Source organism: Acinetobacter pseudolwoffii (assembly GCF_002803605.1).
Taxonomy (GTDB): Bacteria; Pseudomonadota; Gammaproteobacteria; order Pseudomonadales; family Moraxellaceae; genus Acinetobacter; species Acinetobacter pseudolwoffii.
Genome location: NZ_PHRG01000001.1, coordinates 990,262 through 1,006,101 on the forward strand (window position 1 = coordinate 990,262; position 15,840 = coordinate 1,006,101).

Consider the following 15,840-nt stretch of genomic DNA (forward strand, 5'->3'; position numbering starts at 1 on the left):
TAGTCCTTATCGAATGGCGACTAATTTTAGTTGTCCATAATTAGTGAGCATCTTGTCTTCAACATCGATTGCTGAGGCTAAAGGCGTCAATAACACATACTCACTTTGCGCAGGGATCTGAATAATGCCTTCAATACGCTCATGTTGAATAATATTTGCTTGTCCTTCCTGGTTTTTAAAACCACCCGCTCCTTCCATAACACAGCCTCTATTGTCTAAAAAGACCACAAAAGGCCAATAATAAGTAGGATTTTTTTGGCGTGAAGCATAAGAGTTAATCTGAATATTCTTGATATCAGACTGTAATTGCACGACTTCAAAATCAAACTCATCTGCTTTCAAAGGCGCACGAGGCCATAAATTGACTTCTTTTTTAAGGCTGATCTGTTTGGCTTTTTTGATTTTTTTGTCATTAAAGCACTGTTTCCCCAAACTCTCTCTAGTTTCAGCTTGTGAAATACGGTAATAACTTTGTGCCAGTACCACTGGACCTGTATCCAGTGTAGGCGTTTTAAACAAGGATTTTAATACTGATTGACCAAGCCCTTTTTCACGCTCAATGGTCTGGATTCGGGTAGAGCCGATATTTTTATCTACCACGCCCTCGGGCATACTGTAGAAACGTTTCCTGCCTTCTAGATTAAATTCTTTATTCTCAAGATATTCACTGTCCACATAGTCCACGCCTTCAATCTGACTGAATCCGGTTTTCTGTAGCATCGGGCTTGAAGCGGGTGTCATGGCCTTAGGCATTTGAGTCAATTGGGTTTCAGATCTTATTAATGGCTTAGATTCTGTCAGTTCTTTCACAATCTGCGGTTGTACTGGTTGTACTGGTTGTACTGGTTGTACTGGTTGTACTGGTTGTACTGGTTGTACTGGTTGTACTGGTTGTACTGGTTGTACTGGTTGTACTGGTTGTACAACCAGATTATGGTCTGACTTAAGTTCTGCTGGTCTATTTTCTAGGGCTGATACTGTTTCTAAGTTTTGCTTTACAGGAGGTGACTGAACCACTGCAACTGCTATTTTTTTCGATGCTAGAGATTTTTCTTCTGTTTTTTTCTGTGGGTTATGATTACGTGGCACGACTAATGGTCGCCCATCTGGACCAATAATGGTAATAAATTCTCTGGCGCTTGTATAAAAAGATAAGGGTACCAGACTTAATGCCAGTACCACTTTCAATCCAATTTTTTCTGTCTTGATCATTTCTTCCTTACCAACGAGTGCGATAGTTCAAACCTAAAATGGTAATCTTGGTATCTGTTTTCACGTTTAAACCTGCATATGGGTTTAATAACAGGTTATTCACGCCGGTCTGGTTAGCTAAACTACTGGTATTTGCTGGAATTTGATCTTTACTGCGCAAGAAACCAATCGAGAGATCCAAATCAGTATCTGCATCAAAACGATAACCCACACCTAATCCAAATAGCTGTGCACCATTAATAGGAACCATCGTATTGCGCTTATTTTTTGGAATAGCGCTGGTTCGTGGCTCATAACCTGCGCGAAGTTTCAAACGGTCGGTGGCGGAATACTCCATCCCGATTCCGAAATTCCACGGCGATTCGAATCCCATCGGCAAAGCCAACGTAGAATCAGTGACATTAGCAGACAAGATTTTGGCAATTTTTAAGGCTGAAATGGTACGGTCAAACTCGAATTTAAACTCATCCCAAACCTTGTAGTCTGTCCAGCCAATATCAAAATTTACCTGCAAATCTGGCATGACTTTATATTTGATACCTGCCTGAAAATGCGCCGGATATTCAAAATCCATCGACACCAGACCCGATTCACTCGATGGTATATAGTTAGGAAACCCAAGAATTGCTGCCAGAATCTGACCCGTCGGTGAAGTCATTAAACCCTTGATCATTTCCTGTGGTGCTTTGGCATTATCAATATGATATTTACCTTTTAAGCGCATTTTTGCCGCACTTTGATAGACCATACCAAAACTGAAATCTTCGCGTGGCTCCCACAATATCCCGAGGTTATAGCTTGGACTTAAATTCTGTTCAAGCTCCAGTTGCATCTGACCAAACTTGCCAAATGGGTTCATTCCCTCATCCGCATTACAGATCCCCAGCAACAGAATATCGGTAATAATGTCAGAATTTTCTTTAAATGGTGTACAGACAACTTCATCGATCATACGCAACATCCCGATCAGCTCATTCGGGAAACGTAAATCTGTTTTCATCCCAATGGCTTGATAGGACATTCCGACAGAAGCACCAATGGACAGTTGGTCATTGACCTCATAACCAATCGATGGAGACAGGTAAGTAATCCGCTCCAAAGCAACTTGCTGGCCCATAAAGTTTGCCGGATTACCATCTTCATGACCGAAACCAGCGACTAAAGGCGCATATACCGCTGTTGCATAGGTCGCTTTAGAACCAGGCGGGTTATAAGCAATCCCCATGGTGGGCGCAGCCAAAGGGAGACCTTCGCCTAAATCCACCATCTTTTTCAGAAAAGGGACATACAGGCTGACATATTCCACATCACCACTGACCGGCCCTTTAAAATCAGTACATAAATCAGATGAAACTTCCGGTCCATCATTACAGACGATAGGGTCATCAGAATAGCCAAATACGTTATATCCAGCCGGCACTGTAAACTCCCGCTGGATATCAAAATTCGCCACAATAATCTGCTGTTCGGTTTGCAAACCATCAATTTTAGTTAGAGCAGCCGGGTTAAAGTGAATGGCATTGACTCCCGGGGGATCCGCCGTAACGGCATTCCCCATGGACAATGCACGTAAATCAACCGAAAGGTTGGTTCCCAATTGTGCAAAGGTATAACTTGAACAGCCCGCAAGAATAATTCCTGTTAATAACGGGCTAAGTCGAATGTTTTTCATACGACACCCCTATTAACTGATTTTTTTACCAAAACCTAAAATATCAAGCGGGAATGACAATCCCAACGAAACATCAGGCGCATCTTCGGTCAGCCCTAAGCCGACGGTACCATTCACAATCGTTTCGGGAGAGACTCGCACCCCTAATGAAATTGCCAAGGTGGAACTGGTCTGATCCGCGGCAGAGTAGCTTTCTCCTGTGTTATAGCTAAACTCAGCTCCCGTATTAAAGCTTTGCTGATAGGACATGGTCATCGAAACGTCATAGTTAAATGAGTATGCGAAACCGAATGCAAAACCCCCACTAATCCCCGGTTCAAACTCTTCAATAATGCGATAACCGCGACGCTGGTTCAGGCCTGATTCTTTAAAACCATAGTTTGCAGAAACGGAGGCAAACAGCACCACCGGATCAATATATTTACGTGTACTGGCACCCACTCCTGCTGAGTAATAGCCCTTCCCTGCTGCCAAATCTGTCGCTGCATTGATTTCATAAGGACTGTCGCCTGTTTTTGTTGATAAATTACCAAATAAAATTAAAGGTAAACGGCCAGCTTTTAATGGAAATGGTTCCCAGCGTGCCCCAACACTGATATCACCTAGTCCGGCAGTCGAAGTATCTTTTAACAAGTCGGTCTTGGCCACTAAAGGCAAGGATGCAGTTAAGGTCAGGTTATCTTTCACCCCATATTGGAATGTGAAAGTATTGGTCAAACTATGCGTGGCATTCTCTTGTACACGAAGTTGATATAGTTGACCCTGAGCCATTTCGATATCAAGTTGAGTGTCACGATAGTAGGTATAATCGATATCGTAATATGATGAAATATCACCTTTTTTAATGAGTGAGTACTGACGTTCATTTGAAGTAAATACTTCTTCCAGATTAGCTGCCTGGGTAGCATCACCTTCCTGTTTCTGTAAAGCTTGGGATGCATCTGCTACTTGTTTAGTCTGAGCCTCTACCGGTGCGGCAGTTTCACTCACTGCTTCTTCAGCTGTTTCATATCCACCGAGTTCCGGCTCTTGTGCAGCCTGTGTTTCCACTTGCTCAGTCTGGGCCTGTACAGGTACAGCAGTTTCAACAACAACTTCCTCATCAACCGTTTCGTATTCACCCAGTGTCGGCTCTTCTGCAGCAAATGCAACGCCCATTACCATTTGAATGCTCAGTGCCAAGAACGTCTTGTTCATCCATTTACTGTTCATATCCATTTCACCATTTTAATTTTTATTACTATTTTTCGTTTTATTTATTCTTGTAATACAATCTCAGGAAATTATATTGATATTCTCCAAATTTTTCTGATTCTATATTACGATTACGGTCCATACGGATCGTGGAGGCTTTATCGGCAATTTTATCCATATAGAACTGTGGATACTGCATGTCGACCAAGGCATAACGATTAATCGTGGCATCTTCCACATGGCGCATGTCGGCTTCTTTCAATGCCAGAAAGTTTTTACGATATTGTTCAGGGACATTAATCAGGAATAATGTATTATTTTCCCAAACATCCTGAAAACGCCGCTCGTCAAAACTGATGTTACCAAGTGCGGGATCTGCGACATACACCCGGCCATTTCTATAGCCTTTATAAACTACGAAATGTTTGAATCCGGCATAAGAAATTGGAACAATAGCAGGCTGATCTTGATTAACTAAATCTTTGAACTCTCCTCGATAGCCTCCGCTTTCTAGCCCTAAAGCCGAGACAAAGCGCTTCATATCAAGTAAAGAGAAACTGCGGCGTTCAATAATTTTATCGGTTTCGCCGAATTTCATCAGTCCATTCATGACTTGCTGTTCATCTAGCTGTGTACCGATATAACCATTGAGTAGGGTGGTAAGGGCGGCTGAACCACAACTATAGTCATAGGCTTGACGTACAATGCCCTGAAATTGATCCAGAAGTGCAGGCTTTACTTGTACAGCTTCACGGTGCATACGCACAAAAGAGTCATTTCTTGAATCAAGAACTTCAGTATAGTGCACAGCGCCATTTGGCTGTTTTTTGATATCCAGAGCTTCTTTGGCAGCGTAATACATCAATGCCGAGCCCAACGCGATCTCTAACATAATTATTAACTTTTCTTATAATGGGCATGATACGCCTATTTTTCTTTTTATAGAGCATTCACTCTACTTCCTTGTAACTAGAAAGATACCTTCTTTTTCAAAAAAATACAGCATTTTTTTTATTTTTTGGATAAATGATTCAGTCATAAAAAAAGCGCGTGTAAACACGCGCTTTTATAAAGTAAATGTTAGTGGCCAGAAATGGTAATGATTGCACCTTTTGTATAAGTAAGCGGAGCTGGAGAGTAGAAAGTTTGCAAACCTTGAACTTCCATATCGCCAATTGATGAAGTTGCGTTACGATTACCTAAATGAATACCTTGAATGTATTGATCTTTAGCACCCGTATCATTACTTACAATACGAATATGTGCTGCTTTACCCACAGTATTAGATGTGCCTACATAAGCATCATTAAATACTGAAATGTTTTGGCTAATCGTTAAATCATTAGACTTCGAATCTGCAATTTTAATACTTTCAATGAAGATCTCACCAGATTCACGTGTAGTTACTGGAGTTGTACCTGAAAGTCCCACAGTTACACCTTTAGTTGAATTATCCAGAATACCTAGATTTTTAATTTCTAGGCCACCAACCATTTTAGTATTCAGTTTGATCATCGCACCTTGAGGTGCGGCACCTAATTGGATATTTGCATCCATCACACCTGTTTTAACTTCTAAACCACTGAGGATATCATTTATAACCGCACCTCCACCTCGACGAATTGTATCTACATTATCACCTACACCTTTTACGCCAGATGCAGTTACACCAATTCGACCGATCTTGATATCAAGACCTGATACTTGTGCTGCAATATTAATGAAAGGATTAGCCCCCCCTGCACCAGCATCTGAATCAATCACCAAGTCAGCAAGATTACGAGATTGAAGTAAGTAAGCACCACCATCATCATAGTTAGCACCAATTACTACACCATGAGTTGCAGTAGTCGGATTAGCAAGAGCAGCGGCATCAGGAGCTACATCAGTCGTACCGCGAATAACGATTGCACCTGCCGTACCTGTCCCACCTTTATCAACAGCTAAACCGTCATTATCATGAATAAATAACTTTTCAATAGCGATTTTTGAAATACCGATCCCGATAGTAATGCCGCTTTGACCCGTTGTTTCGCTTAGAGATGCTTCATCCATAGCTTGCATCGCCATCGCATTGGCACTAAATGCAACTGAAGTCGCCAGAACTAATTTTGTGAATTTTTTCATTGTTTACTCTCCCAAGAGTAGTATTTTTTTTGGTTGTGAATCACTCAATGTTCACGCTGTATTTTTTATTTTCTGACAACGCAAAACATCTTTCCTTGAGTAATTTGCTTGCAGAACTAAGTTATCTCCGAGCAATCATTTGATCAACTGTTGTTGGTCGCAATCCAATGCTTACCGATAAACGGTATTTGATGATTTAAAAATATTTTCCTGTCTTCTTGATATAAAATAGCGAGTCATATTGAACTCTGCTTAACTGAATGACCGAAGCTCTCTATCATCGCCCCTTAAAATTTAAATCACCTCTGGTTGCAGATGTATTATCCGCATTAAAGACATTGGGGCATCTGGTGTATTTAAATAATAATGGTCAGCCTTTTATTGCCTGCTGTGCTCAAGAATATTTTATTGTGCAGCAATCACATATTCAGTCGTTTCAAAGAGTGGAAATTGAACAATATCAACCCAGATCATCTGAGTTTAGTTTAGAAATTGATGCATTAAGAAATCCTCACAAGAATGGATTTCATGGAGGTTATGTCGGTTTTATTGGCTATGATTATGCGGCTCAGCAATATATTCAGTATCCGGACCGCTCTCAACCTGGTTTATTTATCGGTCAATTTTCTTCCTATATTAAACTAAGCTCTGAGGGATGGATGTTCTATAGTGATGATCCACAGGCAGAGCAGATCTTCGATTATATTCAGAACTTACTTAATCAAAATAAAATTCGTCCGACGTTTCAGTTAATAAGCCCTTGTACTTCACGCTGGACCAAAACGGTCTACAGCAAGGCATTTCAGAAAATTCAGGATTATATTATTGCAGGTGACTGCTATCAGATTAATCTGACACAAGAATTTAATGGTCGCGCACAAGGTTCCCTCTTAGCAACCGCCCAAGCCTTCTGGACATTAACCGAAGCGCCTTATGCGGGTTATTTGCGTATTGGTGATTTTGAATTATTAAGCTGCTCACCCGAGTTGTTCATTGATTTTGAAACGAAGCGAAAAATTATTACCAAACCGATTAAAGGCACAATGCCCCGTTTTACTGATCCAGTGCTCGATGAACAATCCAGACAGACCCTAAAAGCCTCAGAAAAAGATCAGGCAGAAAATGTCATGATTGTGGATTTATTACGTAATGATTTAAGTGTTTATGCCGAAACAGGCTCGGTCAAAACACCGAAATTATTTAGTATTGAAAGCTTCAATCAAGTTCATCATATGGTCAGTGAAGTTAAAGCGACTTTAAAAGCAGATATCAATCCTTTTGAAGTACTCATGTCTGCTCTTCCAGGTGGCTCGATTACAGGCGCACCCAAAATTCGGGCCATGCAGATTATTGAAGAACTTGAGGGTGCACCACGTGGTGCTTACTGTGGTTCTATGGGCTATTTCAATTTCGATGGCACTGGCTCCTGGAATATTCTGATTCGCTCGATTCAAAAGTATCAGGAAGATATTTCTTTATGGGCCGGTGGTGGTATTACCATTTCTTCAGATTGTGATGCGGAATATCAAGAATGCTTTGATAAGGTTTCAGCGATGCTTGATCTGTTAAATACCTGGTATCAGCCTGAATAAATAAAAAGTGAATTTTAAGATTCGCTTTTTACTACAAATCTCCCCCTTGCGCAGCAATGCTTCTCACCTTTAATAAAGGTGAGAATGCCTCCCTTTAAAACGGGAGGCTAGAAAGGATTTTAATTACACAAAATCTCATTTTTTAGCGTATCTACTAAACGCTGATTTTGCTCATCTGTACCAATCGTAATACGCAAGAATTGATTAATACGAGGTTTGTTGAAATAACGCACGATAATACCACGCTCACGTAACTCACTCGCGAGCTCACCTGCATCTTTAGATACGAATCTGGCAAAAATAAAGTTTGCACTCGAAGGTAATACCTTAAAACCAAGCTCATTCAACTGGGCTACCAACTTTTCACGACTGGCAATGACTTTCTGATTTTGTGCCTCAAAGTATTCCTGATCTTCAAAAGAAGCCACCGCTGCCGCAATGGCAAAACGATCCATCGGATAAGAGTTGAAACTATTTTTGACTGCTTCAAGTGCTGCAATTAAATGTGGCTGAGCAATGGCAAAACCCACACGTAATCCTGCAAGAGAACGCGACTTCGATGTAGTTTGACATACCACTAAGTTTTCGTATTTCTCAACCAGCTTGACTGCCGATTCAGCGCCAAAGTCGACATAGGCTTCATCAATCACCACCACTGAATCTGGATTGGCTTGCAGAATTTCTTCAATCGCACCCAAGCCAAGATCAATACTGGTTGGCGCATTCGGATTGGTGATAATGATACCGCCATTGGCCTGTTTATAATCATCTACCACAATTTCAAAGTCATCATTGAGTGGTAAAATTTTGGTTTTTACCCCAAAGAACTGACTATATACCGGATAGAAACTATAGGTGATGTCTGGATAAAGCAATGGCTGTTCTTGAACAAAGAATGCTTTGAAAATGTGCGCTAAAACTTCATCCGAACCATTCCCGACAAAAACCGTCTCTACAGGCACATGTTGCTGTTTCGCAATCGCCTGTTTAAGTTCAGATGCGTCTGGATCTGGATAAAGGCGCAAAACGTCAGCTGAATTGGCCAATACCTGCTGCACTGCCGCAACCACTTTAGGCGATGGCGGATACGGATTTTCATTGGTATTCAGTTTTAAAATATTCTGGATTTTTGGCTGTTCACCCGGCGTATACGGTTCTAATTCACGTACGTCAGGACTCCAAAAACGCATTTGTTCTGTGGTGATATTCATTTTTAAATTCTCAAAGTTCCCTCTCCTAACCTCTCTTACATTCACTTTAAAACAATGCTTAAAGCTCATTCAGAGAGAGGAATATTCATTCTTTATAATATTTCCCCTCTCCTTAGTAGGAGAGAGTTAGGGAGAGGTTTTATATTTTTAATTACTGGTAACGATAACGCGCCGATCTCGCATGCGCATCCAGATTTTCCTGCTGTGCCAAACTATCTGCTGTTTTCGCCAAGGTTTTAACACCCTCTTGTGAACACATGATCAGGCTTGATCGCTTCTGGAAATCATAAACCCCCAGCGGTGATGAAAAACGTGCTGTACCTGAAGTTGGCAAGACATGGTTTGGCCCGGCACAATAATCACCAATCGCTTCAGGGGTGTAACGACCCATGAAAATCGCGCCTGCATGGCGAATATCTTCTGCCATCTCTTGTGCTTCATCTAAACATAGCATGAGATGTTCTGGCGCCACTTGGTTAATCAGCTCAGCACCTTCAGCACGGTCTTTTACCAATACCAAAGCACCGCGGTTCTCAATTGAAGTACGTGCAATCTCAGCTTTCGGTAATGCTTCTAAGTGTTTTTCAATCCACTTTTCAACAGCATCTAAAAGTGCTTCATCAGGTGTAATGAAAACGGCTTGTGCCACAGTGTCATGTTCAGCCTGTGACAATAAGTCCATCGCCAACCATTCAGCGTTATTCTCGCCTTCGGCATAGACCAGAATCTCAGAAGGGCCTGCAATCATATCGATACCGACCTGACCAAACACCGCACGTTTTGCTGCAGCCACAAACCGGTTACCTGGTCCGGTAATTTTATCGACAGGTGGGACGGTTTCTGTACCATATGCGAGTGCTGCAACGGCTTGTGCACCACCAATCGTAAAGACACGTGTTACGCCAGCCAAATATGCAGCAGCCAATACCAATGGATTGAGTTCACCATTCGGGGCAGGCACCACCATAATAATTTCAGGGACACCCGCCACATGTGCAGGTACGGCATTCATTAAAACTGAAGATGGATAAGATGCCAGACCACCCGGCACATAAATCCCGACACGATCCAGTGGAGTCACTTTCTGACCGAGCGTATTCCCCAAAGCATCGACATAGGTCCAGCCATCTTGTTTTTGGGCCTGGTGGAATTCGCGCACACGATTGGCAGCTAATTCCAGTGCTTCACGAACTTCTGTGGTTAAACCGTCAAAGGCAGCTTTGAGCTGCTCTTGTGTCAGTTCTAACTCTGAAAATTGATGCGCCGGATGTCGATCGAACTGTTGAGTGAGTTTAAGAACATGTGCATCACCATGCTGACGAACATCAGCAATAATTTGATCTACAGTTTTTAAAAGTTCAGGATCATTCACAGTCTCAAAAGCCAACAAGTCAGCAAATGCTTGCTTGAAGTTTTGATCTTGGGTCGATAAACGTCGCATCAATTTACCCATCAGGTTTGAATTCGAAGGCTTTAGTTTACCTGTTTTCTAGGCTTTTGTCGGCAGACATAGTGCTCTAGCTCTATGAGTTTTATTGAAAATAGCTTTGGGTAAAATTGATGAAAGGATTTAAATAGAATTTGACATGCAGAGAAATAAGAAACCGCCCAGATTGGGCGGTTTCTTAAGCAATCAATTTTAAGCCTGTTTTGCCTTTTCGCGTTCTTCGACTGCTTTTTCAAGCTGAGCCAGAATCGGATTTAACAAGGCTTGCTTACGTTTGAAGCTGGCTTTATTGACGATTAAACGTGAAGAGACTTTACAGATTTCTTCAAGTGGCTCTAAACCATTGGCACGTAAGGTATTACCAGTATCGACCACATCGACAATGTAATCGCCCAGACCGACCAATGGTGCAAGTTCCATTGAACCATACAGCTTGATCACATCGACTTGCTCGCCCAAGCTGGCATAGTATTGCCGGGTTAAATTCACATACTTGGTCGCAATTTTCAAACGACCTTTAGGACGCTGCATCCCGACTTTACCGGCTGTCATCAATTTACAAACCGCAATTTTCAGGTCTAATGGTTCATAGACGTTTTGCGCACCATGTTCCATCAATACATCTTTACCCGCTACACCAATATCGGCTGCACCATTTTCTACATAAGTCGGCACATCAGAAGCACGTAAAATTAAAATACGAACCTGTTTATGCGTAGTGGGGAAAATCAGTTTACGTGATTTATCCGGATCTTCCAGTAAATTAATCCCTGCTGTTTCAAGCAGTGGCAATGTTTCTTTTAAGATACGACCCTTACTTAATGCCAAAGTTAAACCATGATCAAAATTGCCCATTACGTCAAAGTTTGGATCATCGTTTCTCATATCGCTCATTAATTTACTCGCTTAATTTGGGCACCTAAACTTTGTAACTTTGCTTCTACATTTTCATAACCGCGGTCAATGTGATAAATACGGTCAATCAGTGTTTCACCTTCAGCGGCAAGTGCTGCCAGTACCAAAGAGAAAGAAGCACGTAAATCTGTTGCCATTACGGGTGCGGCAGAAAGTTTTTCTACCCCAGTTACGACAGCATCATTACCTTCGACCTGAATGTTTGCCCCCATACGGGCCAACTCAGGAACATGCATAAAACGGTTTTCAAAAATCGTTTCTGAAATTGTCGCAAAGCCTGCAGCAATGGCATTTACAGCCATGATCTGGGCTTGCATATCAGTTGGAAATTCTGGATGTGGCAAGGTCTGGAAGCTTACGGCTTTCGGACGTTTACCCAGCATATCTAACTCAATCCAGTCGTCGCCACGAGTGACTTCTGCGCCCATTTCTTCAAATTTATCCAGCACAGCTTCCATGAGGGATGGATCTGTGTGTGTGGTTTTGATACGACCACCTGTGATTGCAGCCGCCGCCAGATATGAACCCGTTTCAATCCGGTCAGCCACCACTGCATATTCACAGCCATGCAGACTTTCAACACCAGTCACGATTAACGTATCGGTATCCAAACCTTCAATTTTGGCCCCCATCTTGATCAGCATTTGCGCAAGATCAGTGATTTCAGGCTCACGTGCTGCATTGCGAATTGTGGTCACACCATCGGCCAAGACTGCAGCCATCAGAATATTTTCTGTACCACCGACAGTCACCATATCGAAAACGACTTCGCCACCTTTAAGACGGCCATCGACTTTGGCATGCACATAGCCTGCTTCAACTTCAATCTCTGCACCCAAAGCTTCCAACGCTTTTAAATGCTGATCAACAGGACGTGAACCAATTGCACAACCACCCGGCAAAGACACTTTTGCACTGCCATAGCGCGCCAATAAAGGGCCAAGCACTAAAATAGAAGCACGCATGGTTTTCACGAGCTCATATGGTGCAAACTGGTTATCTAATGTCGAGGTATCCGCAGTAACGGTATCACCTTCATAAGTCATGGTGATCCCAAGACCGGCAATTAGCTTCACCAATGTATTCACATCTTTCAGATCAGGAACATTTTTGAGCGTAATTGGCGTATCGGCAAGAATCATTGCTGCTAATAATGGAAGCGCGGCATTCTTAGCACCAGAAATACGCACTTCACCTTCGAGCTTGATACCGCCCTGAATTAAAAATTTATCCATTAATTTATTAAGCTCCAAATAAGCTTGCTTTGCGCCATTCTTCTTTTGTCATTGCTCGAATTGTCACTGCGTGAACTGCACCACTGGCAATATGGGCATTGAGAGGAGCATAAACAGCTTGTTGACGTGCAACTGGACGCTTACCTTCAAATTGATCATCCACAATACGGAGATCAAATTTTCCGCCCTGACCACTCACAGCAACATCCGCCTCGGGAAAAGCGGCTTCTAAAATTTCAGCGAGCTGTTCATTATTCATCACAAGACCTCTTATAGGACTAAGGGTGTAAAACGAGCCATTTTACTATAAATAGCAAAAATAATTCATGGATCCATACATTATATATATAAAAAAAAGAGGCTTTTAAAACCTCTTTTTCATCATTTGTCCTTTACAAAGCCAAAGCATGCTGCTGTAAATGTATTTCCCGATATCGATCGATCTGGCGTTTTAATTTTTCTGTCAGAAGTTTAATGGAAGTATACATATCATCTGCTGTGGCATGGGCAAAAAACTCGATGCCCGGCAATCGGATAATCGCTTCTGCGATATGATTACTACTGCCTTTTCTGGAGCGTTTATCAATTTGATGATCTTTAGAGAGTTTCACTTGCATACTATTCACCTGATCAAGATGCTTGGTCATTTGTGAAAATTTGGTTTTTATACGTTCTTCAATTGCTGGCGTAATAGATAAATGATGTCCACGAATTGTTATTTGCATAGTTCTATCCCTCACCTTCGTTAGGATTAGAAGAGTCACAATATAAAATAATTTAAATACAGCAACTTATAACTCAAAAATCGTATTTTAAGCACTGATTCAAATCATTTTCACTGTTCCTCAAAAGAAAAAAGATTCATTATGCTGTCATAATGAATCTTTAGAATAGCCAGATTTTAAATTTTAGATCAAGACCTTTCGCTCAGAAGATGAAGGAATATGTAACGATTCACGATATTTCGCCACCGTCCGTCTTGCCACATCAATCCCTTCATTTTTCAATATATTGGCGATTGCATTATCAGACAAAGGCTTACGGGCATTTTCTTCAGAAACCAGTTTTTTGATCTTGGCACGAATGGCAGTAGATGAAGCCTCTCCACCTGAAGTCGTGCCCACATGACTCGAGAAGAAATATTTTAATTCAAATAAACCACGCGGTGTCAGCATATATTTATTGGTGGTCACACGCGATACGGTCGATTCATGCAATTCTACTTCTTCGGCAATATCTCTTAAAACCAAAGGTTTCATCCCTTCAGCGCCAATTTCCAAGAACATTTTCTGATGTTCGACAATACAGGTTGCCACTTTTAATAATGTTTTATGCCGCTCATCAACGCTTTTAATGAAATTTTTTGCTTCTAGCATCTGGTTACGTAAATATTGATTATCGTCACTTTGATCTGCACGACGAATCATTTTGGCATAGAAAGGATTGACGCGTAATTTTGGCAGTACATCCGGATTTAAATTGACATGCCAAGCGTTATTCTTTTTCATGACCACAACATCTGGCACCTGATAATCCGATTCTTTATTTTCAAATTCCAAGCCCGGGTGAGGTTTCAGAGTTTTTAATAAATCTACCGCACAGCGTAACTGCTCTGGATTTAGCCCGGTTTGTTTAATCAGTTTAGGAAGTTCATTACTAATCAGTAATTCATAATGTTGTAGAAGCTTGATTGCATCATTTCGGTAAGGCGTTGAGGCAGGTAAATGATCAAGCTGAACCAACAGACATTCTGCCAAACTTCTAGACCCTACACCCACCGGATCTAAACGCTGAATATGCTTTAATACGACCGCAACTTCATCATCTTCAATTTCCTCCTCACTCCCCATCAAGGATAGAAGATGTTGTACCGATGCAGTAATTTCAGTCAGCTCAGCATCTAAAAAGCCTTTGTCATCCAGGGAATCGACAATGCAATAAGCGATTAATTTATCAACCTGTGAAAAATTTAATAGGTTAATTTGCTCAAGCATATATTCCTGTAAGCTCTGATGCCCTTGACGATTGTCTTCGCGCTCTTCGAATTCAGCCGCACCTAAGCTGGTAGGTTGATGAGTATAGACATCATCCCAATCGGTATCTACAGGTAGGTCATCGGGAAGGTGATCCACATTGAGTTCATTAGTTAGATCTTTGTGTTCATTATTTGATTCAAGTGTCGATAAGCGTTCAAGGGTAATCTGTTCTTCAACTTTTTCTAATAGAGGGTTACTATCAAGTTGCAGTTGAACTTCTTGTTCCAGTTCCAGACTCGATAATTGTAATAGCCGAATTGCTTGCTGCAATTGTGGAGTTAATGACAGCGAGTTCGCAATTTTTAAGCCCACTGATAATCTCATTATAACCCCCTTAATTAAAAATCTTGTTCTATAAGCAATTTTTATGCCGTTTTAATTTTTATAACACAGTTTTACCAAAAAACATACGAACTGGCTTTCAAATTCTTATATTTCCCAAATTAATAATTCTCAAATATTTGATTTACAAGAACAAAAAATACCCATTAACGATTTCGCTAAGGGGTGTTTTGAGTAAATTCAGAATATTATTTTTACTTTTTAATTTTGCTATAAATTCCGCGCACAAAAAAACACCCCCTGCTTATGCAGGGGGTGTTTCGAATAATGAGCTGGCGATGACTTACTCTCACATGGGTAACCCCACACTACCATCAGCGCAAAGAGGTTTCACTTCTGAGTTCGGGAAGGGATCAGGTGGTTCACTCTTGCTATTGTCGCCAGCACAACTGTTTATGGATACTTGCCTTGGTCTTATTTCGTCACTTTTCAGTGTATGCCAATGCTTTTTCCAAATGAGTTATTAACAGAATATTTGTGTTGAATTAAGTTTGTTTAGTTTAACTAGCTTGATCACTAAATCAAGTTGTTTTGCTTAATATCGAATCAATCGAGCTTTATACAACAACTGTTTGGGTGTTGTATAGTCAAGCCTCACGAGCAATTAGTATTGGTCAGCTTCACATATCACTATGCTTCCACATCCAACCTATCAACGTCGTAGTCTTCAACGGCTCTTTAGAGGACATAAAGTCCTAGGGAAATCTTATCTTGAGGTAGGCTTCCCGCTTAGATGCTTTCAGCGGTTATCCCTTCCGAACATAGCTACCCGGCGATGCGACTGGCGTCACAACCGGTACACCAGAGGTTCGTCCACTCTGGTCCTCTCGTACTAGGAGCAGATCCTCTCAAATTTC

The 15,840-nt window shown here is 41.4% G+C and carries 13 protein-coding genes and 2 rRNA genes; 1 reads left to right on the forward strand and 14 read right to left on the reverse strand.

Annotated features, from left to right (window positions below; all coding sequences use genetic code 11):
- Nucleotides 1–6 precede the first annotated feature (6 nt).
- The 5 genes from filE to filA all read right to left on the reverse strand — a co-directional run bounded on the left by filE (nt 7) and on the right by filA (nt 6,205).
- Nucleotides 7–1,212: a putative pilus assembly protein FilE gene (filE, locus tag CWI32_RS04580; protein WP_100534732.1), complete on the reverse strand. Its 1,206-nt coding sequence runs from the start codon at nt 1,210–1,212 to the stop codon at nt 7–9.
- Between the two features lie 7 nt (nt 1,213–1,219).
- Nucleotides 1,220–2,884 (reverse strand): putative pilus system OmpP1/FadL family transporter FilD, encoded by a 1,665-nt coding sequence (gene filD, locus CWI32_RS04585; protein WP_005095864.1) that lies wholly within the window; start codon nt 2,882–2,884, stop codon nt 1,220–1,222.
- Nucleotides 2,885–2,896: 12 nt separating this feature from the next.
- Nucleotides 2,897–4,102 (reverse strand): putative pilus system protein FilC, encoded by a 1,206-nt coding sequence (gene filC, locus CWI32_RS04590; protein ID WP_005095862.1) that lies wholly within the window; start codon nt 4,100–4,102, stop codon nt 2,897–2,899.
- A 34-nt stretch (nt 4,103–4,136) separates the two neighbouring features.
- Nucleotides 4,137–4,970: a putative pilus system C39 family peptidase FilB gene (filB, locus tag CWI32_RS04595; protein WP_005172502.1), complete on the reverse strand. Its 834-nt coding sequence runs from the start codon at nt 4,968–4,970 to the stop codon at nt 4,137–4,139.
- Between the two features lie 188 nt (nt 4,971–5,158).
- Nucleotides 5,159–6,205: a putative pilus system protein FilA gene (gene filA / locus CWI32_RS04600; RefSeq protein WP_005172505.1), complete on the reverse strand. Its 1,047-nt coding sequence runs from the start codon at nt 6,203–6,205 to the stop codon at nt 5,159–5,161.
- A 260-nt stretch (nt 6,206–6,465) separates the two neighbouring features.
- On the opposite strand from filA, the gene CWI32_RS04605 reads away from it, so the two are divergent.
- Nucleotides 6,466–7,797 (forward strand): anthranilate synthase component I family protein, encoded by a 1,332-nt coding sequence (locus tag CWI32_RS04605; RefSeq protein WP_100534733.1) that lies wholly within the window; start codon nt 6,466–6,468, stop codon nt 7,795–7,797.
- Nucleotides 7,798–7,916: 119 nt separating this feature from the next.
- On the opposite strand, the gene hisC is transcribed toward CWI32_RS04605, so the two are convergent.
- From hisC to CWI32_RS04650, 9 genes are all read right to left on the reverse strand, one after another.
- Entirely contained in the window at nt 7,917–9,008 is a 1,092-nt protein-coding gene (hisC, locus tag CWI32_RS04610) for a histidinol-phosphate transaminase (RefSeq protein WP_100534734.1), read from the reverse strand.
- A 151-nt stretch (nt 9,009–9,159) separates the two neighbouring features.
- A complete protein-coding gene (gene hisD / locus CWI32_RS04615) occupies nt 9,160–10,461 on the reverse strand; it encodes a histidinol dehydrogenase (protein WP_167381256.1) in 1,302 nt (433 codons plus the stop codon).
- Nucleotides 10,462–10,647: 186 nt separating this feature from the next.
- Entirely contained in the window at nt 10,648–11,349 is a 702-nt protein-coding gene (gene hisG, locus CWI32_RS04620; protein ID WP_004646025.1) for an ATP phosphoribosyltransferase, read from the reverse strand.
- On the reverse strand, nt 11,349–12,605 hold the full coding sequence (gene murA, locus CWI32_RS04625) for a UDP-N-acetylglucosamine 1-carboxyvinyltransferase (protein WP_005172524.1): 1,257 nt from the start codon (nt 12,603–12,605) through the stop codon (nt 11,349–11,351). Before murA ends, hisG begins: the two co-directional genes overlap by 1 nt.
- Nucleotides 12,606–12,612: 7 nt before the next feature.
- Nucleotides 12,613–12,864, reverse strand: a complete 252-nt coding sequence (ibaG, locus tag CWI32_RS04630) for a BolA family iron metabolism protein IbaG (protein WP_004730742.1) — start codon at nt 12,862–12,864, stop codon at nt 12,613–12,615.
- A 133-nt stretch (nt 12,865–12,997) separates the two neighbouring features.
- Nucleotides 12,998–13,330, reverse strand: a complete 333-nt coding sequence (gene hpf, locus CWI32_RS04635; protein ID WP_005172527.1) for a ribosome hibernation-promoting factor, HPF/YfiA family — start codon at nt 13,328–13,330, stop codon at nt 12,998–13,000.
- A gap of 183 nt (nt 13,331–13,513) precedes the next feature.
- Nucleotides 13,514–14,965, reverse strand: coding sequence for an RNA polymerase factor sigma-54 (locus tag CWI32_RS04640; protein WP_100534735.1), 1,452 nt, complete (start codon nt 14,963–14,965; stop codon nt 13,514–13,516).
- Nucleotides 14,966–15,253: 288 nt separating this feature from the next.
- Nucleotides 15,254–15,368, reverse strand: a 5S ribosomal RNA gene (gene rrf, locus CWI32_RS04645).
- 198 nt (nt 15,369–15,566) lie between these two features.
- Nucleotides 15,567–15,840, reverse strand: a 23S ribosomal RNA gene (locus CWI32_RS04650); the annotation flags it as partial.

What these genes read in the sequence shown, in the direction of transcription:
- murA (WP_005172524.1), bottom strand. Translation starts at nt 12,605, where the DNA reads ATGGATAAATTTTTAATTCAGGGCGGTATCAAGCTCGAAGGTGAAGTG.
- hisC (WP_100534734.1), bottom strand. Translation starts at nt 9,008, where the DNA reads ATGAATATCACCACAGAACAAATGCGTTTTTGGAGTCCTGACGTACGT.
- filE (WP_100534732.1), bottom strand. Translation starts at nt 1,212, where the DNA reads ATGATCAAGACAGAAAAAATTGGATTGAAAGTGGTACTGGCATTAAGT.
- CWI32_RS04605 (WP_100534733.1), top strand. Translation starts at nt 6,466, where the DNA reads ATGACCGAAGCTCTCTATCATCGCCCCTTAAAATTTAAATCACCTCTG.
- hisD (WP_167381256.1), bottom strand. Translation starts at nt 10,461, where the DNA reads ATGGGTAAATTGATGCGACGTTTATCGACCCAAGATCAAAACTTCAAG.
- hpf (WP_005172527.1), bottom strand. Translation starts at nt 13,330, where the DNA reads ATGCAAATAACAATTCGTGGACATCATTTATCTATTACGCCAGCAATT.
- filC (WP_005095862.1), bottom strand. Translation starts at nt 4,102, where the DNA reads ATGGATATGAACAGTAAATGGATGAACAAGACGTTCTTGGCACTGAGC.
- hisG (WP_004646025.1), bottom strand. Translation starts at nt 11,349, where the DNA reads ATGAGCGATATGAGAAACGATGATCCAAACTTTGACGTAATGGGCAAT.
- filB (WP_005172502.1), bottom strand. Translation starts at nt 4,970, where the DNA reads ATGTTAGAGATCGCGTTGGGCTCGGCATTGATGTATTACGCTGCCAAA.
- filA (WP_005172505.1), bottom strand. Translation starts at nt 6,205, where the DNA reads ATGAAAAAATTCACAAAATTAGTTCTGGCGACTTCAGTTGCATTTAGT.
- CWI32_RS04640 (WP_100534735.1), bottom strand. Translation starts at nt 14,965, where the DNA reads ATGAGATTATCAGTGGGCTTAAAAATTGCGAACTCGCTGTCATTAACT.
- ibaG (WP_004730742.1), bottom strand. Translation starts at nt 12,864, where the DNA reads ATGAATAATGAACAGCTCGCTGAAATTTTAGAAGCCGCTTTTCCCGAG.
- filD (WP_005095864.1), bottom strand. Translation starts at nt 2,884, where the DNA reads ATGAAAAACATTCGACTTAGCCCGTTATTAACAGGAATTATTCTTGCG.